A 21894-nucleotide genomic window follows, 5' to 3' on the forward strand; every position below is an offset into this window, starting at 1 on the left:
TTGAAAGCTTTGTGGGGTGGGCATCCTGCCTGCCCTATCTTTATATAACTATTTTCACTTTATTTACCTGCACCTACTTACTAACGAAACGATCGCTAAGCTGGGTGTCAGCAGCAGGGAAATTGGCAATATCGTTAAAGTCATTACTTCTATCGCCCAACAAACGAATTTGTTGGCACTCAACGCCACAATTGAAGCTGCAAGAGCAGGGGAAGCGGGTAAAGGTTTTGCGGTGGTGGCAAATGAGGTGAAAGAACTAGCAAAACAAACCGCAACTGCCACGGAAGATATTAGCAAGAAAGTCGAGGCGATTCAAGCGGATACCAAGAGTTCGGTGAGTGCGCTCGCCCAAATTACCACCATCATTAATCAGATTAGCGATTTGCAAACCACCATCGCCAGCGCTGTAGAAGAACAAACCGCAACGACAAACGAAATTGCTCGTAACGTCAACCAAGTTGCCCTCGGTTCGTCGGAAATTGCCCGCAATATTACCAGCGTCGCCGATGCTGCTACCAGTACCACCACCAGCGCCAGCAACACGCAAACAGCAGCAATTCAGCTATCCAAAACCGCTAGCGAATTGCAAGAACTTGTCAGTCAATTTAAGATTTAAGATTTTAGATTGCAGATTTTAGATTTAACTTAAATCTGCAATTACCAATTTCCAATTACCAATGATGAAAAATTACCTCAAACCAATTTCATTAATTCTTTTGGCAGCTGGTTCGCTTTCAGAAAATCAAAGATTGCGCGCCGCTTTAGATGCCGAAGAATATGTATTTGCCTCAGCAACCAGCTTGTATCATTGCCTCGAGGCTGAGTGCCACCATCCCAAAGTTGTTCTGCTCGATTTTTCTATTAACGCAAGTTGCTAGTTATAAACAAGGGCTTTGCTAATGGCTAATTGCTTGCTAATATAGGATTTTTACTGACATTAGCCATTAGCTATTAGCCATTAGCCATTAGCCATTAGCCATTAGCTCCTATCCATGAGATAACTAGCAACTTGAGTTATTATTGAAAATAGCTTGTCGCCCGTGATTCAGTTGTTTCTGTTTTTGAATATTCCCCTAATTTTGCTGGGCGAAAATCTTTCAGACAATATGATGCGGTATTTGCAGCAAACTGGAGTTTTTGCCGTTATAGATAAAAATACCGATGCTCGGGAATTGCGTCGCGCAATTGAAATGGCAGTTTCTGCCAAACATAAAGAGTTGAATTCCAGTTTAGATTTAGGTAATTTTAGAACAATTCAAAAGACTAAATTACAGGATATCGTCAAAACGGCTATCGGCACAGCCGTGGCGCGGACGAGCGAGATGATCAACTGCGAAATGCAATTTGAACCGCCTTCTTTTCATGCGCTATCGCCCTTGATTTTACAAGAAAAACTGATGCAGGATTTGGGAGAAAAATTAGTGGCGGTAGCACAACTTGATTTTTCCGGTAACATGACCGGAACGGCGCATATGTTGTTTTCCCAAGAAGCGGCGGATGCGATTGTTTTGAGTCTCTGTGGCGCTGAAGTTGAAGGGGATGAACTCAATCAAATGAAGACCGATATTATGGGAGAAATTGGTAATGTCGCCATCAACGGGATTGTCGGCACATTTAGCAATACTTTAAAATATAAATTAAGTTATGTAACTCAAGTTGCTAGTTATAAACTTGGGCGTTGCTAATTGCTAATTGCTAATTGCTAATACAGCATTTTTCCTCACACTAGCCATTAGCCATTAGCCATTAGCTCCAGGTTCGAGATAACTAGCAACTTGCGTTATGTAGTTCCATCTTATATAGAAGGGTCTACAGAAGAAATTTTCAAGTTGATGAATTTAAGTTTAAAATCTACAGTTATACTATTTATGTCGCATTTTAAAATGCTATATTTACACGTAGAAGGAGATTTCGTCCTCTTTTTCCAGGCTCGTATATTGCTTGATTTGCTGTTTCGTGGTTGCTCGGGAATGGCTAAAATTCGCGTTCTAGTTGTGGATGATTCTTCGGTGGTGCGTCCCATGGTGAGTAACGCACTCGCAATCGATCCGGCATTGGAAGTTGTGGGGACGGCGGCGAATGGTCAGATTGCGATCGCTAAAATCCCTCTACTCAATCTTGATCTAATTATTCTAGATGTGGCAATGCCAGAAATGGACGGGTTAGAGACATTGGCAGCTATCCGAGAACGGGATAAAAACCTACCCATAATTATGTATAGCGCACTGACAGAATTAGGTGCGATCGCTACCCTAGAAGCGCTTTCCCTTGGTGCCACAGATTACGTCACCAAACCTCATAACATGAAAACCAAGGAAGCGGCGCTAGAGCATATTCAACAACAACTTATTCCCAAAATCAAAGTATTTTCTCATGGTGCTGCTAGGAAACAAGAGGACGCTCTGACGCGGGAAAATGGGGATGCAAAGAAAAATTTTTACTCTTCTTTCCCATCTAAAATCCTATCCCCCCCTAACCCCCCAAGAAGAAAAGCCCAGCATCCGCTGGTTTCCCCCTTTTCAAGGGGGACGGGAGGGGGATCGCTTGGGGGGAGTGCCAAGTCCAAAATCGACATCGTAGCGATTGGAGTTTCTACCGGAGGGCCAAACGCATTAGAAACTATTTTACGCGAGTTACCCGCTAATTTTCCCGTGCCGCTCGTCATCGTGCAACATATGCCGCCAGTGTTTACAAAACGCTTGGCAGAACGATTGGCACAAAAGAGCAAAATTCGAGTTTCTGAGGGCGTTCAAGGAGGTATTTTAGAAGCGGGACACGCTTGGATCGCACCGGGAGACTACCACATGGTAGTGGAAAAATACGGCGAGCGCATCCAAATTTACATCAATCAAGACCCACCAGAAAATTCCTGTCGTCCCGCCGTTGACGTGCTTTTTCGTTCTGTAGCTAAAACTTACGGCGCTAACACTTTGGCTGTAGTCCTGACTGGAATGGGACAAGATGGATTAATCGGATGCCAGTACATTAAAGAAGCAGGCGCACAGGTTATAGTTCAAGATGAAAAAACCAGCGTTGTTTGGGGAATGCCGGGAATTGTAGCTAACTCTGGTTTAGCAGAAAAAGTGCTGCCTCTAGATGAAATTGCCGGTGAAATTATTAGCCGAGTCTGCGAAGGGAGAGTGTATTGCTAGGTTGCCTGGAAACGAGGCAGAGCCTCGTTTCCTCTCGTTCCCAGGCAAGAGCCTGGGAACGAGAGGAACGAGAGCGCAGAGGCTCTGCCTCGCCAGGAAGCGAAACGAACGAGGCAGAGCCTCGTTTCCTCTCGTTCCCAGGCAAGAGCCTGGGAACGAGAGGAACGAGAGCGCAGAGGCTCAGCCTCGCCAGGAAGCGAAACGAACGAGGCAGAGCCTCGTTTCCTCTCGTTCCCAGGCAAGAGCCTGGAAACGAGAGTGCAGAGGATCTGCCTCGCTACGGACTGATATCAAACTGTTGTGGCAGCTGCCTTGTAATTTTTGACTCTGGCGCCATCTGCTACCCCTAAAACCTTTGCTAACCAAGGGGGAGGAGAGGTGGCGATCGCTTTTTGTAATTCGCTCAAAACTTCTCTTGCCGCGCCGCCTTCAGTCACTTTCATCGGATAAAGCCCGCCTTTTATTACTTTAGCAGCAGCCGGTCCCCCGATCGAGACTATATATAGCACGTGGCAATCTTTAATTAAACTGACTCGGAAGGCATTTTTATCATGTGATAAATCCGCTTCCAGCGCCGATCTGATATCGATCAGCCTCATTTCTGTTGCTGATAGCTGATAAATCAGATAGCGCTGACAAGAACCAAAATGTCCATCCAATTGCTCTTTATTGTTAGAAGCCACCGCAATGCGAATCGAGTCAGCTATATCGCCATCTTGATAAGGTTCTATTGGCGGCAGCGTTTTCTGGGCTGCATCGATTTCACCCCATAAGATTCTCACCGCTTCTTTCAATGCTGCTAGCGGGACTGTCGTATCTTCACCATCCTCTTCGCCGTCCAGATCGTATGTCTGTCCGATCGCTGTTTTCAAGGCAGTGACGGTAATTTTACTTAAGCCTGCTTCATCTATGCGATCGCCCAGTTCTGATTTTAAACCTTCTATTACCTCCCCCACCGATATTCCAGGTAATGCCCTAGCAGCTAATGCAATTCTTAAAGCCACTTCATTTGAAATGGGTTGTTGGTGCATGGTTCTCTCTCTAAATCGCTAACCGATTGGATACTACTAACTCAAGTTGCTAATTGCTAATTGCTAATTGCTAATTGCTAATTGCCAGTTTACTAATATCGTATTTTTCCTGACATTAGCCATTAGCCATTAGCCATTAGCCGCACGTTTGAGATAACTCGCAACTTGTGTTAACTAGCAGTATAGATTTTTTATATTATTAAAAATCCCTGCTGGATTTCCGTATGATTTAATACCAATCTTCGCCTCTCAATTTATTTTTGATTATCAAGAAATATTTTGTTTTATTAAAAATCGCAAATTTAAACTAACATTCCACCTTAAATCTGCAATCTGAAATCCTAAATCTGCAATTAAATTAATTCCAATTACCAACTAAGGTATATGCTGACCAAAAATACGGATGCGAGAGGATCTGATCTCCCCTAGCGGCAATTTCTGGTGGTAAAGAAATCAGACGACCATCGGATAATCTTAATTGTCCGCCTTCTACCCGGACTTGTTCTTTTAGCAATGCTAACTGTGCTTGTTTAAGCGCCTCGGTTTTAATCGGTGCTGTCCGCAATTGCAGATAAAATTCTGTCATCAATGCGAGGGAACCTTCATCAGAGGCATACCAAAGACTTCCAATTGCCGTTTTTACTCCTGCTTGAATTGCTAAACCGGCAAATCCTAATTCTGCCTGTGCGCTTCCCAGTGCGGTTCTACAGGCACTTAAAACGAGCATTTCTACTTTAGGAGGAAGTTCCCAACCGACGTTTTGCGATAAGTCTCTCAATTGATTTAATCTCAGTTTATCATCCCAAAACTGGATGTAAGATTCCCTGGCATCTCCGGGTCTAAATTCGGCGTGAGTGGCGACGTGGATCATCTCAAATCGTTGTTTACTGCTAGTAGATTTGAGGTTCTCTAATGTGGCGGTTTCGTTGAGAAATTCTACCCCTCGCCAAAGCTGATTTGTTAAGGTGGGAATTTCTACTGCTACTGCTGGTAAAGGAGTTTGTTCTTGGGTGCTTTTGGAAATACCCATTGCCAAGATTTGCGAATTGGTTATGGGAACGTAGCGGGTATCGGTGAGGCTAAAACTAGGAATTAAAGCCACGCTGTATTGTTCGATTAAAAACTGTTGACCATCGGAAAAAGCCCCGATTGGAATTGAACGCAACCCCCCATCCATTGAAAATAATAAGGTATCTATTTTATTGGCTAAAAGGTCGGATATCAAAGGCGTAACAATCCACTGATAAAGTTGTTGCGCTGGAACTTTATAATCTTCGGGACTGCTTAAATCGGTGACACCAATGCGAAATTCTCTTGCGACTTGTTGGACAAGGCTGCCCTTGGCTTCGGGAACGAACTTACGAATGATTATTCGATTATTATTTTGTTGAGATTGTGGGGTGTTACAAGCTTGAGCTTTGGGTAAAACCAGTAATAATTCCAGTCTATCTGCCAGGGAAATTACGTAAATCAGCGCGGCTTTTTTTCCTGTAGTTTCACCGAGTTGGCAAAGCGTATCGGAGATTTGGTCAACTGAGACAGTTTTACCAAATAAATTAAAGCCGAAATAGTTAGAAATTTCTAAGGCTTGCAGTTCTTCAAAAAGTTGAACTGCCTGGGCATTTGATGCGCTTGTAACAAGTTTTTCAAAGGCACTGCGGTCAATGGTCTGGTTGCTTTGAGATGTAGGCAGATCGTTTCTAGGTTGGGGATTAATTTCTATTGGGTTGGGAACCGTGACATCGGATTGCGTTCCCGATTGGTTTAATCCAGGAGACGCTGAAAATATAATTAGAATGCAACAAATCAATGAAACGAGCAAAAATTTAATCAGTTTCATAAAGTTAAACTAAAAAGAAATTAGATAACCAACTCCTAAGATAAATCGACTGCCGTCGCCTGCTTTGCCAGTAATATCGGTGACGGCGGGTGTAATAACTAAAGGAATATTGCCAAAGGGGACGACTGATAATCCAAGGGTTAAATCTTGACCCGTCCATTCTGCGATCGCACTCACAGGTTCCACTACCCGCACCGCAACGCTACCAAATACATCAATCGAATCTCGATCGTTTTGAATATCCAATTCCGAACGAAATTGTCCGCTACCAACCCCAACGGAAAGATACAGTTGACTAAAAGGTGTTTCTGTGCTTTCTTGCAAGCGAAACAGTTTCGTTACTACGCCGTAAGGACTCGTACCGCCATCGGTATTGCCCCAAGCGATCGCATTTTGCACCCCCACCGCAATGGTAAAATCCCCTGGCAACTGTCGGTGCAACTTAAAGCTAACCGTGCCATCAGCGGCGGGAGTTTCCCACAAGTCAGTCAGGGTAACGCCCACATCTAAACCCACCCATCGTCGCGCATCGCCCAATCCGATCCCAATCCCAAACACCCCGTCGGCAGAGTTGGTAAAGCGAGTGCGAGTTTGCAAACCCACACCCACGCTAGCGCTACCCCAAGATTTACCATAAGCTGAAGGATTAATCATGGTAATGCCGGGATTAGCCCGATATTCAGGTTGCCTCTGGTTTCCTAACGGTAGCAAAGGCAAGTTTTGCGGTTGAAAAGGCACTTCCCCAGGTGTAGAAGGTTGAGGCTGTAAACTGGGAGCAACACCCGGTGCATCGGGATTTTCTACAACTTCGGTTGGTAATTGGGAATTGGGAATTGGGAATTGGGAATTGGTAATTGGTAATTCTCCTCTGCTGCTGGAGTCAAAAAAAGGGGCCCGAAGAGTGAAATTGTCGGTTTTAGTGGTAAGGTTAGAGGTATTACCCGCCCCTAAATTGCTCTCCTGCTCCCCTGCTCCCCGGCTCGCCTGCTCACCTGCCCAAGATGCCCTATTCTCCTCTTCTTGTGCAAGGCAAGTTGCGGGAGTCGCTACGACTAAAATTTTGATTACAATTAAGGCGACTAAGTTTGATACACTCTTCTTCGTTGCACGAACCACTGATAACCCCCAAAAATTGGCACGCATGTTGCCGCCACCCTAGAATAATAGAAAAAACCCGATCGAAGAGCGATGGTAAACCGTTGGGCTGACAAACAACTGAAAAACTGGGAAGCGGCGCTGATTTCCCTGGAAGCAGGTTGGCATCAGTTTAACCAGGCTACCAGAGGATTACCAGACGCTCTGGATGCGGGAATGCCTATTTCATCGGTGGAGAAGACTTACCCGCTCAATTGGGATAAAGTGTGGGAAGCGATCGCATCTGACCAAATTCGCGGGCCTCAATCTTACCAGCTGTGGGAATGGTGGTTTCAAGGACAGACTCTCAAGCACCGCTTGCAACAACTGCGAATCTTAACCCAAGACTACATCGAAGAAATTCACCACTCAGCCCGCCAAGCAACCGAATTTTGGCTAGGTTTCGACCAAGGCAAAACAGGCTGCCGTACCTCTTATATTGAAAATACCCATAAACCATTAGTCGTCACTCCGCCAACTCCCTACCAAAAAGGCGAAATCTTAGGTTGGCATTACGCAACGGTTAAACAGCAAGTTCAAGAACGACTTGAGTGTTGTAGTCTGGATACTTGTCAATTGTTTACTTGGGGTTAATAACAGTAGTAAAACCTGCTCCTACAGCCGGTGTCTATCCATTGAGCTATGATCAAGATAAATAGCTGTTGCTATTTGTCAGTCGTCAGGAGGAGAAGAATTATGTCTAAATTACAAGCTGTCCGGGTCGCTTTTGCCATCGCACCACGACGGACACAAGGCACAGAGATTCTAGTTCGATCCTCCATCTTCCAGGAATGAAACTAAAAATTCCTCTGTGCTACTTGTGCAAAACAATTAGCACCCATTGAGGAAATACAAGTGAATTTAGATTCTTTAGGCTGGAACGACTTTTTTGCTTCCAGTTTTGCCTCCTATCGTCTGCAAGGATTTACGGTAGGCAGGGTAGCAATTGAACGCAGAAATACTTACGTTCTCTATACCGAAGCCGGAGAACTAGCAGCAGAAATTACAGGCAAAATGCGGCATCGTGCCGCGCAACCGCAAGATTTTCCAGCCGTGGGAGATTGGGTAGTAATTCGCACTCTCAAGTCGGAAGCACGAGCCACAATTCACGAAATTTTACCCAGAAAGAGCAAGTTTTCCCGCAAAACCATTGGTGCTAAAACAGAAGAGCAAATCGTTGCTGCCAATGTTGATACTGTCTTCTTAGTCTCAGGATTGGATGGTGATTTTAACCTCAGAAGAATTGAACGCTATCTGATTCTGGCTTGGGAAAGCGGTGCAAGTCCAGCGATCGTTTTAAACAAAGCAGACTTGTGCAACAACATTGAACAGCGCATCGCGGAAGTCTCTTCTGTTGCCCTTGGTGTGCCAATTATTGTTTTAAGTGCTGCTAACAATCAAGGATTGGATGCCCTTAAACCTTATCTTCAAGCGGGTAAAACGGTTGCTTTAATGGGGTCTTCTGGTGTTGGCAAGTCTACTATCACCAATCAATTACTACCAGAAGCAACTCAAACAGTTCAACCCGTGCGCCAAAGCGACGATCGAGGCAAGCATACAACATCCCATCGCGAGTTAATTTTACTGCCAACAGGCGGTTTAATTATAGATACCCCAGGAATGCGGGAACTTCAAATTTGGGCAGGTGATGAAGGTTTGCAAGAAACCTTTGCAGACATTGAAATGCTAGTCCACCAATGCCGCTTCCGCAATTGTCAGCACGATAGCGAACCTGGTTGTGCAGTGCAGCAAGCTTTGGCAGAAGGGAAACTCGATTATTCCAGGTTTTTGAGTTACCAAAAACTGCAAAAAGAACTCAACTATCTGGCACGGAAACAAGATCAACGGGAATATTTAGCGGAGAAAGAGCGATGGAAGAAGATTCATAAAGCGATGCGAAATCATCACAAGCGTTGATTGAATATTGGGCAAAAGTCAATCACCCTGGAAAACCTAACCCCCCAACCCCCTTAAGAGCGAGGGAAGGGGGAGTCAGAAAGCCCCTCCCCGAAGCGGGGAGGGGTCATATGATGTCCGGCAAATCACCCATAATATAAATCAGGTTGCATCACCAGTGATATCATGTCGGTTGAATTGCCCATAATAAAAAAACCTCACAGAGTTGTTGTGTAGGGACACGGCATCATAGATTTCTCGTTCAAACAGATAACTTTGATCGTGCCGTGTCCCGGCTTCTGATTATGGGTAATCAACCGGACATCATATCAGATCGCAAAGTCAATTTACCAACAAAATCATAAATTCCGGATCTTCCGTAGTTAGAGCGCTCTTGTATCAATTGCAATTATCAAATTGCTCCTCTACACCCTGACGAATGGCGTCTTCTAACTCATCAAGGCTTTTAGGGGTGCCTCGATATTTCAGGCATCCTGCCACATTTTCTAAGGTAGTTTCCCCAAAAGGTTTTTTAGGTTTTAAGAGAATACCATCACCCATGTCAATTGCGATTACAGCGGCTTGCAGCCGCGTGAGGGAAAGCGTTATCGCTTCGTTTGTGTAGCGGCACCCTTAAGGGTGCCGCTACACAAACGAAGGTGTACCTCACTCAGCAAGCAATCCGCTATAGTTCTTGCCGGGGTTCCCAGGGATGAGCATCTCGCAAAGCTTTGGGAATAATGACTTGACCAGTATTTGACAATTGAGTTACTTCCATTGAAAAAGCGTTTCAATCGGTAATAATTTTGTCATAATTTTAGCATGGTAATATATAACGCAGCCTCAATCCTCCAAATCTATCTGCTTAACTACCTCCAAAGGAAGCTCTAACACTTCGGCAATTTGCTCGTCACTTAAGCCAAACTGCCTTAATTTATCAACTTTTTCAATCTGAGTTTGATTCTTGCTTTGCTGCTGTAAATCAGACTTTACAGGCTGAGTTTTATCTGGAGTAGGATTGGGGATATCTGGATTATTAATGATGCAGCAAATTATCTTACTACTGCTACTTTTATCAAAAGAAATATTCAGATTTATTTGACGTTCTAAAATAGATTGAAGATGCTTTTTATCAACCGTTTCGCCAAAAATATCAGATAACATTCGCCAAAGCTCGTAACCGACTTCCTTAGTATGACCCGTCGTACAATTATAATTTTTGGCAATCTCGGAATACTTTTGGCGCTTCAGCGTTCCCTCGATAATTCCCCGTTGCAAGTCATTTAAACGTTTGCCTTTCTTGGCGTAGACAACTTCGTCTACAAATTGCAATACCTCGCGAATGTCCATCGGCAGGGGTTTGAGAAAAATGGGGTTATTACACCCAACTTAATCCATCCTTATCCGCCTTTTTCCGCCTTGAATTTTTAAATTTACAAAAATTATCGAAATTTCCGCCTTTTTCCGCCTTTTTCCGTCTTTTCAGGTTTGGTGCGATCGCTCTAGTATGTGTATCATCTACCGCACAGATCGCTAAGCACTAAATCAGAACCAAAGCGCGATCGCCTCAAAATTCTCTTATTTGAATCTCTTTCTCGCGATTTACCCAGCCAGGGGGGTAAAAAAACGCCTCAAATACCCTCTCTGCAAGGGTTTCGTCATTTTGTTTTTGCGGAACTTTCGTTGAAACGCAAAGGATCAATAAATATGCTCAGAAAAAATCCAATCAACAGTCGATTATTTCTCGTAGCCACTGTCTCATCAATTGTAGCGTTAGGAGTAGTTGGGGAAGCACAAGCGGCTTCATTTACTGTTTACAACACAGGTGCCGGTGTATCCCCTGGTGCAGTAGATCCTCACTGGCAGATTATCAGCGCACCTCCGGGAGTTTCTACTGGAGCTGGTTCAGCAATTGAATTAACCTCAATTCCCAGCCCTCCTTGGTTTGCTAATGATTCTACATCCCAGTGGATTGGATCGGCTCAAAGTGGTTTTTTTGCTACTGGACCTGGAGGTTTTTATACGTATGAGACAAAATTTGATCTGACAGGACTTGATCCATCAACAGCAGTACTTAAATTTTTTCTAGCATCAGACGATCAGACTACAAATGTAGCTCTTAATGGGAAGAGTATCATTAGTGGTTCCCCATCATATCTAGATAATATTGGCTTTCAGGGATTTCCAGCAGCACCACTCACTATTAATAGGGAGTTTGTACCTGGCATTAATACCTTAAGAATTAGCCTATTTACTGGGGCTGGAACACCTACTGGTTTACGTGTAAACTTTACTGAAGCAACAGCAGCAGCTACACCAGTTCCTGAACCTAGCGCTGTAGCTGGATTGCCCTTGTTAGCTATGAGTGCAGGCTGGCTTCTGAAGAAAAAGATGAAATAAGATCGCAGCGCTTCCAACATTGAGGCAATTACAGCGGATTGCAAATGAGTGAGGTACACCTTCCTTCGCAGTGTGCGGGCAGCATTAATGCTGCGCGCTTGACAAACAAAGCGATTTCGCTTTCCCTCACGCGGCTGCAAGCCGCTGTAAGATAAAAGAGTCTTGCGGGGTGGGTTTATAGATCCTTTGGGTTTCCTTCAAAGGACATATCTCATAGACTTCTGCAAAAAACAAACTTTTTGGCAGGCAAGATGCTTACCCCACAAGAGTTTTTGGACATATCTCATAGACTTCTGCAAAAAACAAACTTTTTGACAGGCAGGATGCCTACCCCACAAGAGTTTTTGGACATATCTCATAGAGATGCTACCGGACATATGATACCGAATCCGTCTGCATCGGAATTATAGAAATTTTCAATGGTATCAACGATCCTTGTAGGGGCACGGCATTAATAGGTTTTGCGCTTAACGAGAAGATTTTCTCTTGCCGTGCCCCTACAACCAATTTTAATCATTCAGATGCAACCGGACAGGATATGATTCCTTGGAAAGCGATCGCTCTAAACCAACCTGCCAGCGACAAGATGCGATCGCACATCATTAACTGACTACCAACCACTAGAATTGAAACAGCCATTACCCCATTGCAACCTATGCTAAGAACCGTTGAAGGCATTTATCAGAATGGGCAAATCGAGCTAACTGAGCTACCGCAGAACATCAACTCGCGCGTCCAGGTTCTCGTCACCTTTCTTGAACCGGGCAAAGTCGATCCTACCAAACTGCGCCAATTGATTGACCAACTAGAAACCATCGCAGGCATCCAGCAAGGCTTCGAGGAACTAGAGCGCGGACAAACTCGCCCGATTGGAGATTTTGTCCAAGAAATGCAGCGTAAAATAGAAATATTTACTAATTAATACTTCATTCAAATACCTAATCGTTTTTGGGCTGACTCAAGCGATAACCGTTTAGTTGAGCGCGAGCGCTGTGCTAGAAATTCCATAAATTCTTCGTTCTGGCTTAGTGCCTTTACTTCAGCGGCAAAATCATCTATAACGGACAAAACAAACTCTGTTCCATCAGGCTTTTTTAGGATGAGGGTGTCCTGTTCTGCCAGTTCAATTAACTCGATTAGTGCAATTACTTGATCTTTGGTTACAGTTGGAAATCCTTCTAAAAAATCATCGATTGATTCTCCCGCCTCTAGATAGTCAAAAAGTGTTTGCACGGGAACTCTAGTGCCTATAAAAACTGGCGTCCCGCCCATAATTTCACTAGAGGTGCTAATCATCGGAAAATTCTTAGACATAAGCTTTTAGCTAGGTTGTAGTATTGATTTTTTGTTTTTGCCATCTTTCTACGCTTTGTTTCACTGCTTCTATTTCCTCAAAATCTACCCGAATCAGAGCCGTTTCAAATTCTATGCCCAAAACTGTGCTGACTTCGAGGATTTCGACAAAGCTGGCACATTGATAATCTGTGTCTTCATACTGCTTAACTCGCTGTTCGTCAATTCCTAGTCTCTGGGCTAGTTCTTGCTGGCTGATTTTTGCTGCTAGGCGACCTTTAATTAAAGCATCTGGCAACTTATTTAAACTTTCAACTTTAATTTGTATCGGCTGGCTATTGTCGCAATTAATCAGTCTTTCATATTCAGCAATTTCTGCCTTTAATTCGTCAACTTGACTCTCATATGAGTCTCTATGAAGCTTCCAGCGCTCATATGAGGCTTTCAAGCTCTCATTACTATCCAATTCAGTTATTGATCGCTCAAATCTCCGCAACCAATCCAAGGAGTGCTGATATTGTTGTTCGTTTTTTATCATCATGGCTCCCAACGTTGTAAATCTATCGCAACAATTCCTTTGAGCGTATTTGTTCTTGTATCAAATTGAAAGAAGTCTATGTAGGCTGTCCCCGTATCATTAGCTGGGTAATTGGATGGGAAAATCTCACCCCTGTACTTGTTTTTTTGCTCTGCACGTCGCAACGCAAAATTATATAAAGTAGGAGCAATAGATTTCAGGTAATTTATATCAACCCCATTGTCTTCCCAGCAGACATCGAAATCACCAGGATTTTGTTTGTTGGTCACAAAACTACCATCTATAAAAATAGTTGGACAACCTGCTGATTTGAGTTGTTCCATTGCCATTTTGAGTCCATCTATCAACCTCAGCCGACGCGGTGTTGTACCAAATCTATCTACAAATTCTTCCCATTCTGCCCAATGAACTCCTGGTGGTAGATTGCCGTTTTCATCGAAGTCTGGAATCACTTCCTCACACCCAATTCACAGATTAATTGTCTGGATCTTGAGCGTATCATATAGATACATAGTAAGGGGAGAAGGCAGACAGTTTTTCTGCAAGTACTATGGGAACGATGCTTGCAGAGGTAGCAATTCGCACCCCTGCATATCTAAATCTAATTTATTTCAAGTAGGCAATCGTTACGCCTGCACCGCCTTCTTTTTCTGCGGCTAACTCGAAACGCTCGACTTGCGGGTGCTGCTTTAAGAATTCGTGGACGCCTTCGCGCAATTTTCCCGTACCTTTACCGTGTACGATCCACAAAACTCCTGCTTCTGTTGCTTGGGCGATTGCTCGCTCAATTTCGCTTTCTGAATCTGCAACTCTTCGCCCTCGAATATCGATTGTATTGCGAGAGGTGCGAATCGTGGGAACAGGTTGGGATTGGGATCCCCCCTTGCCCCCCTTATTAAGGGGGGTTTCTGTTGGAGCAGGTTTCGGTTTAACTGGCAAGTCGGGTTTTTGACCGTCTAATGATTCGATATCTTCTAAACCAACGGTCATTTTCATCATGCCAAAACGCACGCTCAACTGATTATTTTCATTCGGTTCGCTCAGCACTTCGGCAGTTTGTCCCAGGCGGGGAATGCGGATGCGATCGCCTATTTGCGGTTTAAACCCTGGTTTGGGTTTCGGCGGCGGTGGTGTATGTTTTTGGGCAATTTGATTGATCTCTTGGGTTGCTGCTTGAGCATCTTGCGCTGTCATGGAACCTTGTTGCAAGCGACGAATCACCGATCCGATTTCTGCTTTGGCGCTGGCGATCGCTTTTTGCACTTCTTGTTCTTGTTGCAGTCGCAATTGGTTTTCCCTTTCCTTTAATGCGGCTGCTTTTTGCGACACGTCTCGATGCAGGCGTTCTGCTTCTTTCAACAATTGCGCCGCTTCGTCTGCTTTGGTTTCCTGGCGGCGACGTTGCGCTTCTAACCCGGCGATGACTTGGTTTACGTCTTCCGACGCACCACCCACGTAGGTTTGAGCGAGTTCGACTACTTCGGGTTTTAGTCCCAAACGTCGCGCAATGGTAAGCGCGTTGGAACGTCCGGGAATTCCCCACAGTAACCGATAAGTCGGCGACAGACTAACATCGTCAAATTCTACCGAGGCGTTTTCAAACCGCTCGTCTTCATATTTCAGCGCTTTGAGTTCGCCAAAGTGGGTTGTGGCAATCGTCAGCAAAGCATTGTCGGCGAGGTATTGTAGGAGAGCGATCGCTAACGCACTACCTTCTGCCGGATCTGTTCCCGCTCCCACTTCATCGAGCAATACCAGAGCAGATGAGGGAGATGAGGAAGTAATTTCTTCCCCATCTTCCCCATCTTGCTTATCTTCTTCTCCTCTGCTCCCCTGCTCCTCTGCTCCCCTGCTTTCCTCTCTCCCGATAGCATTCAAAATCCTACTAATCCGGCGGATGTGACCGGAAAATGTAGAAAGACTTTGCTCTAACGATTGTTCGTCTCCAATATCTGCCAAAATTTGCTCAAACCAAGGCAATTCTACCGGCTCGCGCGCTGGTACAAACAATCCCACCTTCGCCATCAGCGCTGCCAAACCTAGCGTTTTCAGGGTAACGGTTTTACCGCCCGTGTTGGGGCCTGTAATCGTTACTACCCGTATCTGCGGCTGTATCAGTAAATCTACTGGTATGACTGCATGACCTTGCTCGTGCTGTTGTTGCCATACCAGGAGGGGGTGGCGCAACTGACGCAGGGTGATACTATTTTCGATTTGGTTTCTACCTCTGCTCACCTGCTCCCCTGCTCCCCTGCTCTCTACCTCGCTACCAAAATCGATAAATCGAGGGGGATTTGCGCCTAGCCAGAAACTGTAACGGGCTTTGGCGGTGGCAAGATCTAAAGTAGTAGCGATCGCGAGCAATCTTTCCAAGTCAGATTGAACTGCGGCGACTTGTTCGCTTAAAGCTTGGCGGATCGCTTCTTCTTCAGTTTGCTGTTGGCGCATCAGCTGGCGCATCTGGTTTCCTAAAGAAACGATCGGATTCGGTTCGATGTATAGGGTAGCGCCGCTGCTGGAGGTATCGTGAACAATGCCGGGAATCGCGTCTTTTTGGGGTGCTTTAACGGGGATAACAAAGCGATCGCCGCGTTGAGTAATCACCTGTTCCTGCACTGCATTCGAGTGGCGCTGCATAATACTTTGCAGTCGCTGATAAATCTGCTCGCGACAAGAGCGGATTTGATTGCGAATTCCGGCGAGTTTGGGACTTGCTCGATCTGCGACTTCACCCCTATCGTCGATGCAGCGGTGAATTTCTTGTTCTATTTCCGGATACGTCCGCAATTCTGCCACAAGCGAGTTCAGAACCGGCAAATCTTCCTGAGCATCGATGACGCGCCGCAATTGCCTAGTTCCGGCTAAAGTTGTGGCGATCGCCAACAGTTCGTTTCCGGATAATATACCCCCAATTCCTGCCCGCAACAGCGACTCGCCGATATCTTGGATGCCTTCAAACGACAACCCGGTGGCGAGGCGACTTTCTAGCAGGTATACTTCTTTAGTTTGATTTAACAGATGTATACTTTCAGACTGAGTAGCTGGGATTTGCAGATTGCGAGATGCGAGCGCTCCTAATTTTGTGGCAGCAAAGGTAGCTAGATGCTGACACAGGCGCGACCATTCTAGAAGTTCTAAAGTTTCGGATTGAATCAAAGCTGGTGGGTAATTGCTAATTGCTAATTGTTAATAGCTAATAGCTAATGGCTAATTGCTTGACTGTTAGCCATTAGCCATTAGCTATTAGCTGGTTCGTAAAGATACTCGAAACCGTTCCCGTCGAGGTCGCGACCGTAGAAGGAGGCGGTACCGTCGCGATGTTCGTGGATATGGGTAACTTTAATGCCAGAGGTTTTCAGCTGTTCGTAGGCGGCTTCCATTTCCGCGCGATCGCTGAACACAAAGCCAAAATGCGGCCCCGCTTGGTCGTATCCCGGACTTAACAGCGCCAATCCGTCATCCCCTGCTTTGAGGTAAGCCCAGTCCGCATCTTTCCAGACTAGCTCCATTCCCAAGTTTTGGTAAAACTCAGCCGATAAGTCAATATCTTGGACGCAGATGGCAACGTGACCCAGTCGTTTCAGCTTCATTGTCAAAAATCTATTGTTTCTCCCTATTTTCACTCTAGCAATTGTCGCTGCAAAATTCCTTAGCAAATTCGCGAAACAGCAGCCGCGCTGCCAGAGATGCGATCCGCGATCGCACGAGCTTGATCGGTCGCCCTGCTGCCTTCTCTGCGTCTAGTTGTTCGCCCAAACGTTCGCCAATTTCGTTCTTCAATCGCTGATTGCGAGGTTCTATTCTTGTAAAGACCCATTGCCAAAAGGCCATTCGGCAAAGGCTTGAACCGTCTACTACCCTAGACCGCTTGCTATCGCCGCTACTTTCTTCTGTAGGAGCGACCCCTAAAGCTTTTTCAAACCTGCGACGCGATAAGTGGCGCTTGGTTGGTTTGCCAGACTTTCGCCCCTTGCGAATTTTGATATCAGGTTTACCATCAACCAGGTAGTTCTCAAACGGGTAAATTTGGCTCAAAAGCAGAGACTGCATCCGCAGCCCAAAACCAAACCGGGCAAACACCCTACAGTAACGGTTGAACTGGGGAAGCCGAATTAAGCTTTTTAACTCCAACTCGATGCTCAATTCTTCCCGCTGGAGATCGCAAAGGCTCGCCCCATGGTGAGTGACCGCAGGCGTTAAGCCTAAACCAACGGTTTGAGCATAAAGTTTTTCGTATCTAGTTGACGTTCTTTCCCCCGCTAACCATCCCCACAATAGGGGTATTTCACCCGTTTTGGAGCGAACCGATTTAACCAGCGCTACCTCTGGAAACTGCCATGCTAGGTCTTGCCGGAGGCGGTTGATGATCGGGGACTGTACCCTGGTAAGGTGAGCTAATCGCAATACGAGCTGGCGAATTCGCGCAATGCTAGCGTCTCTAATTTGAACGAACCGGCGCGGCTCAAGCAGGTAATCGAAGCAATAACAAGCAAGTGCTAATGCGTCTGCATCATCATCTTTATCGGGCAAGCCCAAATGACCGGCGCGGTAACTGCGTAATTGCTTGTGTCCGACCAACCTCACTTCTATACCGGCGCGCGCTAGGTAAGTTCCCCATAGCCTAGAATAGTTGACCCCAGTAGGATCCATTACTGCGACATCGGGGTTAAGTTCAAGCAACTTTTTAATTCCGGCTGCGGTGGCTTCAAGTTTGAAAAAATCGCACTCGTAGTAATATTGCTTGGGGTCGGTTGGTCGTGTTAATAATAAGCAGCAGGAAACAGAAGACTTGCTAACATCAAGTCCTAAAACTTTTGTCATTCTGTTATTTCTTGGGTGAAATTGAATCCCTAAGTGCAAGCCTATGAATCACCCGAAGACCAGATAGTCTAGTTCACTCTCAAAGCCAAGGCACAAGGGAAACGGTGACACCAATAACTGAGCCTACGAAAATAGAAAAGCCGTTTGATCCTGTTTTATTGTCAAAGCCCTAAGTTATTAACTTGCCACCGTGCGAAATGATTTGGACTCATCCCGCGACTCTCCCCTTGCAAAAGAGGAGAGTTTCGCTAACCGAGTCCTTAAGTTAACTCTTCAGGCGGATTGGCAATTTTGGTTTCTTCGTTGTCAATTACTTCACTAGCAACGTTATTTATCGCTGATAGTGATTCTACAACTGCAATTATTTTTCTGGCTGCTTCACCAACAAAGGTGTCTACCTCACATTCACCCTCAGTGTAAGTAACCATAACCGATAGATCATTTTCGCTTTCGCTTTCATCTTCTGGAATGATAGAAACATCGTGAATGCTGGCGAAATTAATAAAGCGATTGTTGTTGATTTTGACAAAGTGCATCATGTTACCTTTATAATTGTGATGGAGAAAGTCTGAAGTGTCCTGGTGAGCGAGCGCTCGATTTATTGGGTTGGTCTGGCGATCGCTTGCTGCTTTTAAACGAGCGCGGTTGATTATGTTGAGCGCTTCGTTATAGTCAGGGTCTTGGAATCGCGTAGGTGAAGATAGCACCCAGTCGCCGTTGTAAGGCATTAGGAAATATTGCTTAGGTAGGTGAATGTTGGGCTTAACTAACCAAAGGTAGGGTTCGTCGCTGGAAAGCACAGCCCAACCCGCAGCGCGAAACTCATCTGCTATTTTTGCGATCATCGTTGTTTTTTATTCTCCCTCTCAATTACCAAGAATAATGCTCTGTCTGTCTGAGCATAAATTTCTCTCGCCAGGCTAAGGTTAGTTAAGATTTCATCGATTTTTTCAAGTGAATAATCGTTAACCCTATCCTGCGCTTTTTGCGCAATATAGCTGTAAAAGGAGTTAATTTCCTTTTGGTTTGGGTCCTCGCTAAGGCTAAGTGTTTGAATCATTTGGTTCATTGCTAATGAGACTAAAATACCAATCATTTCTGTCGTTACCAATATTTCGTTTACCGTTGTCGGGTATTTCTGTCTCAATATTTCCTGCCGCTCTTTGTCCTGCGTCATATTCTTGTACTAATGTGTTAACGTCTTCTAACCAATCTGCTTCTTCTTGTTGCTGTTGCTCGGCGGATTCCTCATTATTAGCATCTGCCTCTAGCTTGTTGTCTAGCTTGTTGTCTAGTAACGCTTCTAAATAATCGTCGGGAGTCATTCCCGCTTCGCGTGCCAGCTTTTCCCACTTTTCACGGGTAGTAGTGCGGATCTGTACTTTCTTCTTTGCCGGTGGTTCAAAAGTCTCTTCCACAATTTCACTAATTTTGTTGGCGGTAATGAGGTGAGCGGGAAGATTATCTACAACTTTCTGCCACTTCTGCTTTATAACTTCAATGGGGTGAGGAGGTACTTCTTGCTTAGAACACCGCTCACTTAAGTATCTATCAAAAGCTTTCTGGGCTTGCTTGTAAATCTTCACTAGGGGACGCGCTTGAGCTTCGCAATTTGGAAGCCTATGTAAGTGAAATCCGCTCAAAATTAGCTTGTAACAAACTAATGCAGCATCAATTATTTTGTTAACGTACCATTCGGATTTACCAATAAATCTGCGACATAATTCACTGAAAATTTGGCATTTATCGTTTGATTATGTAGGGTTTTCGTAGATTCTATAGCGCCGTACCGCATTAGCTAGCAGACCGATTCGCACGTAGCTAAACGAGAAATTATTAATTTCTGTTACCGCCCATTCAAAAGTAATGCAGTGTCCCTCTCTGTCAATTTCAGTAGCATATTCCACCAAATCATCGACCGTTGGAGCCATCGGGTAATAATAGGGTTCTGGTAATAAGTCGTGGGTTACATCTACCATCACTTCCACCTATTTTTTTCGCTATTTATTCCAAGTAGAGGGGTTTTTAATGTTAAGTACTTTGAGGTAGCTTTTGCTTTGTTTGAGAAAGATATTTAATTCTCTTAAATAATGCACAGCGTCATCTTCGTCGGTGAACCGATCTATGATAAACCAACAGTTTTTTTTACAGAACAATAGCAACGCCTTGTTGGTGTTGAAATAATTTGAGTTGTTCATTATCGTTTCTCAAGTTTGGGAAGAAATGCTCGCGCGTAAAAAGGTTATCCAACGACGCGAGCGTAAAGTGCGTTAAAAGATGTTTTCGCCGATGTTTGATTGGTGTCTAAGCATCACCTCCTTTAAAATTGAATGTCGTCTGTATCAATCTCAATAAGGCTAGTATTTTCCTCCTCAATTACTGGAGATAGTAACTTGGAGAATTGAGGCATGTTAGTAGCGTCTGGTTTAATTCCTTGAGTTCTCAGGAATTCTGCCATCGCGTTCCAATCGGCAGTTTTAGCTTCTAGTTTGCGTTCCAATGTTTCTATTTCACTTTTCAAGTTGGAATACTTCTCGAGCAGCTCGTCAAATTTGGGCAAGCCGCAAGATTTAACTAAAGCCCTCAATTCTTCAATGACGAGTTTTATGTCGTCGTCAGGGTTAATGTCCTTAGCGAACCCAAGGCATTCGCTGCTAGAATTTCCCAGGAAAATTCGTGCGCTGTAATGAACTTTGGGGATGGTCATAATTTTGGTTAGGTAAGGGGCATCAATGCGGCGATGCCCCAAAAGAAAGGAGTGTTACCAAGACATTGTGATAGAGAATAACGTATCAGATTAACATCCTTAATCTCAATTCATAGGCAGTTCCTCAACTCAATTTAATTGGGATTTACCCTCATTCCCTGCGCTTACCAGGAGGTGTAGGTATGGATAACCAACGACGAACAAGCGCATCTTTAACTGAACTAAACGTCGCCACTCGCTCCAACGGTTACCCGTAAGGGTGGCGAATGACACACCACACGAGCTACCTCCATTGGCTATCAAAGCATTCCAAATTAGTGATTCAGTTGTGGAAGTGTCCTCTTCCAAATAGAGGACGCGGCGCGTGCTGCCTTGGAGTTGCTCCTCATTTACCGCCGATGCTGGTTTCTGGGCGTCCCACCGGGTTGGGTGGGGGGAGGCTGCTTTTGTTCATCTAATGATTGTACGGAATAAGCAAAATATTGTTGACTTATTACGTACAATGTCCGGAAAATATTTTCCGTACAATAGGGGAATCTTTATGATCAGCATGAATGAAGCCTATGGGCAGCAGATTGAAAACGAGCCACGGCAAGTATGGGGAGAGGACAGCCAGAGCGGATGTTCGGATCTCTCCACAGGCGAAACAGGGACTACTCCAGATAGCAGCAAGGTTTCAGGTGAGCCTGAACGAATTTATAGAAAAGTTGGGACGAGGGGAATACTTGATCCAGCCGTTCTCGGGGGAATACTAAGCCTGGAGAGAAAGAAAGCAGAGGAAGCGCTCAGAAATGCAGAAGAATGCATTCAGTGGTACACCAGAGAGAAGGACCGCGCTTTGGAATGGATTTCAGAAATTGATGCCCTCCAGGCTCAATTAAACATCAATGATGAAACTAAGGCAGAAGCCGACGCTGAGGTGCAAGCGGAAGTCGAGTAATTTAGAAACCAGCGATCGCCCAACCCGATCGCTGGTTTTATTTTGGCGGCTGTTGGGTGCGATCGCCTTTAACCCCCAGTGCCAGCGACCCTAGCTCGAAGCCGTTCCAGCAGCTCCTGGCTCTCCTTGATGTCTTGGCTGG

At 45.0% G+C, this 21894-nt stretch carries 24 protein-coding genes and 2 pseudogenes; 9 read left to right on the forward strand and 17 right to left on the reverse strand.

Going from position 1 to position 21894, the window contains the following annotated elements:
- Positions 1–16 precede the first annotated feature (16 nt).
- From MiSe_RS26960 to cheB, 4 genes are all read left to right on the forward strand, one after another.
- Complete coding sequence (locus MiSe_RS26960; RefSeq protein WP_226586287.1) at positions 17–616, forward strand: methyl-accepting chemotaxis protein; 600 nt, start codon at positions 17–19, stop codon at positions 614–616.
- Between the two features lie 61 nt (positions 617–677).
- A complete protein-coding gene (locus MiSe_RS26965; RefSeq protein WP_226586288.1) occupies positions 678–878 on the forward strand; it encodes a hypothetical protein in 201 nt (66 codons plus the stop codon).
- A 162-nt stretch (positions 879–1040) separates the two neighbouring features.
- Positions 1041–1685 carry a hypothetical protein gene (locus MiSe_RS26970; protein ID WP_226586289.1) on the forward strand — a complete coding sequence of 215 codons (645 nt, stop codon included), beginning with the start codon at positions 1041–1043 and terminating at the stop codon, positions 1683–1685.
- 285 nt (positions 1686–1970) lie between these two features.
- Positions 1971–3152, forward strand: a complete 1182-nt coding sequence (cheB, locus tag MiSe_RS26975; RefSeq protein ID WP_226586290.1) for a chemotaxis-specific protein-glutamate methyltransferase CheB — start codon at positions 1971–1973, stop codon at positions 3150–3152.
- Between the two features lie 290 nt (positions 3153–3442).
- Here the strand turns inward: cheB and MiSe_RS26980 are convergent, their stop codons facing one another.
- From MiSe_RS26980 to MiSe_RS26990, 3 genes are all read right to left on the reverse strand, one after another.
- Positions 3443–4183, reverse strand: coding sequence for a dinitrogenase iron-molybdenum cofactor biosynthesis protein (locus MiSe_RS26980; protein WP_226586291.1), 741 nt, complete (start codon positions 4181–4183; stop codon positions 3443–3445).
- A 358-nt stretch (positions 4184–4541) separates the two neighbouring features.
- Positions 4542–6023: a CHAT domain-containing protein gene (locus MiSe_RS26985; protein ID WP_226586292.1), complete on the reverse strand. Its 1482-nt coding sequence runs from the start codon at positions 6021–6023 to the stop codon at positions 4542–4544.
- Between the two features lie 9 nt (positions 6024–6032).
- Positions 6033–7139, reverse strand: coding sequence for a hypothetical protein (locus MiSe_RS26990; RefSeq protein WP_226586293.1), 1107 nt, complete (start codon positions 7137–7139; stop codon positions 6033–6035).
- A gap of 72 nt (positions 7140–7211) precedes the next feature.
- Between MiSe_RS26990 and MiSe_RS26995 the strand changes: the two genes are divergently transcribed.
- Together MiSe_RS26995 and rsgA are read left to right on the forward strand one after the other, a co-directional pair.
- Positions 7212–7751, forward strand: coding sequence for a hypothetical protein (locus tag MiSe_RS26995; RefSeq protein ID WP_226586294.1), 540 nt, complete (start codon positions 7212–7214; stop codon positions 7749–7751).
- Between the two features lie 261 nt (positions 7752–8012).
- Positions 8013–9074 carry a ribosome small subunit-dependent GTPase A gene (rsgA, locus tag MiSe_RS27000; protein WP_226586295.1) on the forward strand — a complete coding sequence of 354 codons (1062 nt, stop codon included), beginning with the start codon at positions 8013–8015 and terminating at the stop codon, positions 9072–9074.
- Positions 9075–9452: 378 nt separating this feature from the next.
- Here the strand turns inward: rsgA and MiSe_RS27005 are convergent.
- Both MiSe_RS27005 and MiSe_RS27010 read right to left on the reverse strand, forming a co-directional pair.
- Positions 9453–9629, reverse strand: a pseudogene (locus MiSe_RS27005) (AbrB/MazE/SpoVT family DNA-binding domain-containing protein); the annotation flags it as partial.
- A gap of 267 nt (positions 9630–9896) precedes the next feature.
- Positions 9897–10403, reverse strand: a complete 507-nt coding sequence (locus MiSe_RS27010) for a helix-turn-helix domain-containing protein (RefSeq protein ID WP_226586297.1) — start codon at positions 10401–10403, stop codon at positions 9897–9899.
- Between the two features lie 357 nt (positions 10404–10760).
- On the opposite strand from MiSe_RS27010, the gene MiSe_RS27015 reads away from it, so the two are divergent.
- Entirely contained in the window at positions 10761–11453 is a 693-nt protein-coding gene (locus MiSe_RS27015; RefSeq protein WP_226586299.1) for a PEP-CTERM sorting domain-containing protein, read from the forward strand.
- Positions 11454–11966: 513 nt separating this feature from the next.
- On the opposite strand, the gene MiSe_RS51210 is transcribed toward MiSe_RS27015, so the two are convergent.
- Complete coding sequence (locus MiSe_RS51210; protein ID WP_264196706.1) at positions 11967–12092, reverse strand: hypothetical protein; 126 nt, start codon at positions 12090–12092, stop codon at positions 11967–11969.
- A gap of 16 nt (positions 12093–12108) precedes the next feature.
- Here MiSe_RS51210 and MiSe_RS27020 point away from each other — a divergent pair, with 16 nt between their 5' ends.
- Positions 12109–12375, forward strand: coding sequence for a hypothetical protein (locus MiSe_RS27020; RefSeq protein ID WP_226586300.1), 267 nt, complete (start codon positions 12109–12111; stop codon positions 12373–12375).
- A 209-nt stretch (positions 12376–12584) separates the two neighbouring features.
- Here MiSe_RS27020 and MiSe_RS54010 read toward each other — a convergent pair.
- The 11 genes and pseudogenes from MiSe_RS54010 to MiSe_RS27075 form a co-directional block, all read right to left on the reverse strand.
- Positions 12585–12767: pseudogene (locus MiSe_RS54010) on the reverse strand (DUF433 domain-containing protein); the annotation flags it as partial.
- Between the two features lie 10 nt (positions 12768–12777).
- On the reverse strand, positions 12778–13284 hold the full coding sequence (locus MiSe_RS27030; protein WP_444980556.1) for a helix-turn-helix domain-containing protein: 507 nt from the start codon (positions 13282–13284) through the stop codon (positions 12778–12780).
- A complete protein-coding gene (locus MiSe_RS27035) occupies positions 13284–13736 on the reverse strand; it encodes a DUF6932 family protein (protein ID WP_226586303.1) in 453 nt (150 codons plus the stop codon). The genes MiSe_RS27030 and MiSe_RS27035 overlap by 1 nt, the downstream gene beginning before the upstream one ends.
- Before the next feature lie 154 nt (positions 13737–13890).
- Positions 13891–16440 (reverse strand): endonuclease MutS2, encoded by a 2550-nt coding sequence (locus MiSe_RS27040; RefSeq protein ID WP_226586304.1) that lies wholly within the window; start codon positions 16438–16440, stop codon positions 13891–13893.
- An 80-nt stretch (positions 16441–16520) separates the two neighbouring features.
- On the reverse strand, positions 16521–16874 hold the full coding sequence (locus MiSe_RS27045) for a VOC family protein (RefSeq protein WP_226586305.1): 354 nt from the start codon (positions 16872–16874) through the stop codon (positions 16521–16523).
- A gap of 34 nt (positions 16875–16908) precedes the next feature.
- Positions 16909–18105: an IS110 family transposase gene (locus MiSe_RS27050; RefSeq protein WP_226586306.1), complete on the reverse strand. Its 1197-nt coding sequence runs from the start codon at positions 18103–18105 to the stop codon at positions 16909–16911.
- A gap of 260 nt (positions 18106–18365) precedes the next feature.
- On the reverse strand, positions 18366–18950 hold the full coding sequence (locus MiSe_RS27055; protein ID WP_226586308.1) for a hypothetical protein: 585 nt from the start codon (positions 18948–18950) through the stop codon (positions 18366–18368).
- Positions 18947–19165 (reverse strand): hypothetical protein, encoded by a 219-nt coding sequence (locus tag MiSe_RS27060; RefSeq protein ID WP_226586309.1) that lies wholly within the window; start codon positions 19163–19165, stop codon positions 18947–18949. Before MiSe_RS27060 ends, MiSe_RS27055 begins: the two co-directional genes overlap by 4 nt.
- Positions 19149–19691 (reverse strand): hypothetical protein, encoded by a 543-nt coding sequence (locus MiSe_RS27065; RefSeq protein WP_226586311.1) that lies wholly within the window; start codon positions 19689–19691, stop codon positions 19149–19151. Before MiSe_RS27065 ends, MiSe_RS27060 begins: the two co-directional genes overlap by 17 nt.
- A gap of 168 nt (positions 19692–19859) precedes the next feature.
- Complete coding sequence (locus MiSe_RS27070; RefSeq protein ID WP_226586312.1) at positions 19860–20084, reverse strand: hypothetical protein; 225 nt, start codon at positions 20082–20084, stop codon at positions 19860–19862.
- A 341-nt stretch (positions 20085–20425) separates the two neighbouring features.
- On the reverse strand, positions 20426–20812 hold the full coding sequence (locus tag MiSe_RS27075; RefSeq protein ID WP_226586314.1) for a hypothetical protein: 387 nt from the start codon (positions 20810–20812) through the stop codon (positions 20426–20428).
- 550 nt (positions 20813–21362) lie between these two features.
- Here MiSe_RS27075 and MiSe_RS27080 point away from each other — a divergent pair.
- Positions 21363–21752: a hypothetical protein gene (locus MiSe_RS27080; protein WP_226586316.1), complete on the forward strand. Its 390-nt coding sequence runs from the start codon at positions 21363–21365 to the stop codon at positions 21750–21752.
- Positions 21753–21894 lie beyond the last annotated feature (142 nt).

It is taken from the genome of Microseira wollei NIES-4236, from assembly GCF_020521235.1.
GTDB classification, from domain to species: domain Bacteria; phylum Cyanobacteriota; class Cyanobacteriia; order Cyanobacteriales; family Aerosakkonemataceae; genus Microseira; species Microseira wollei.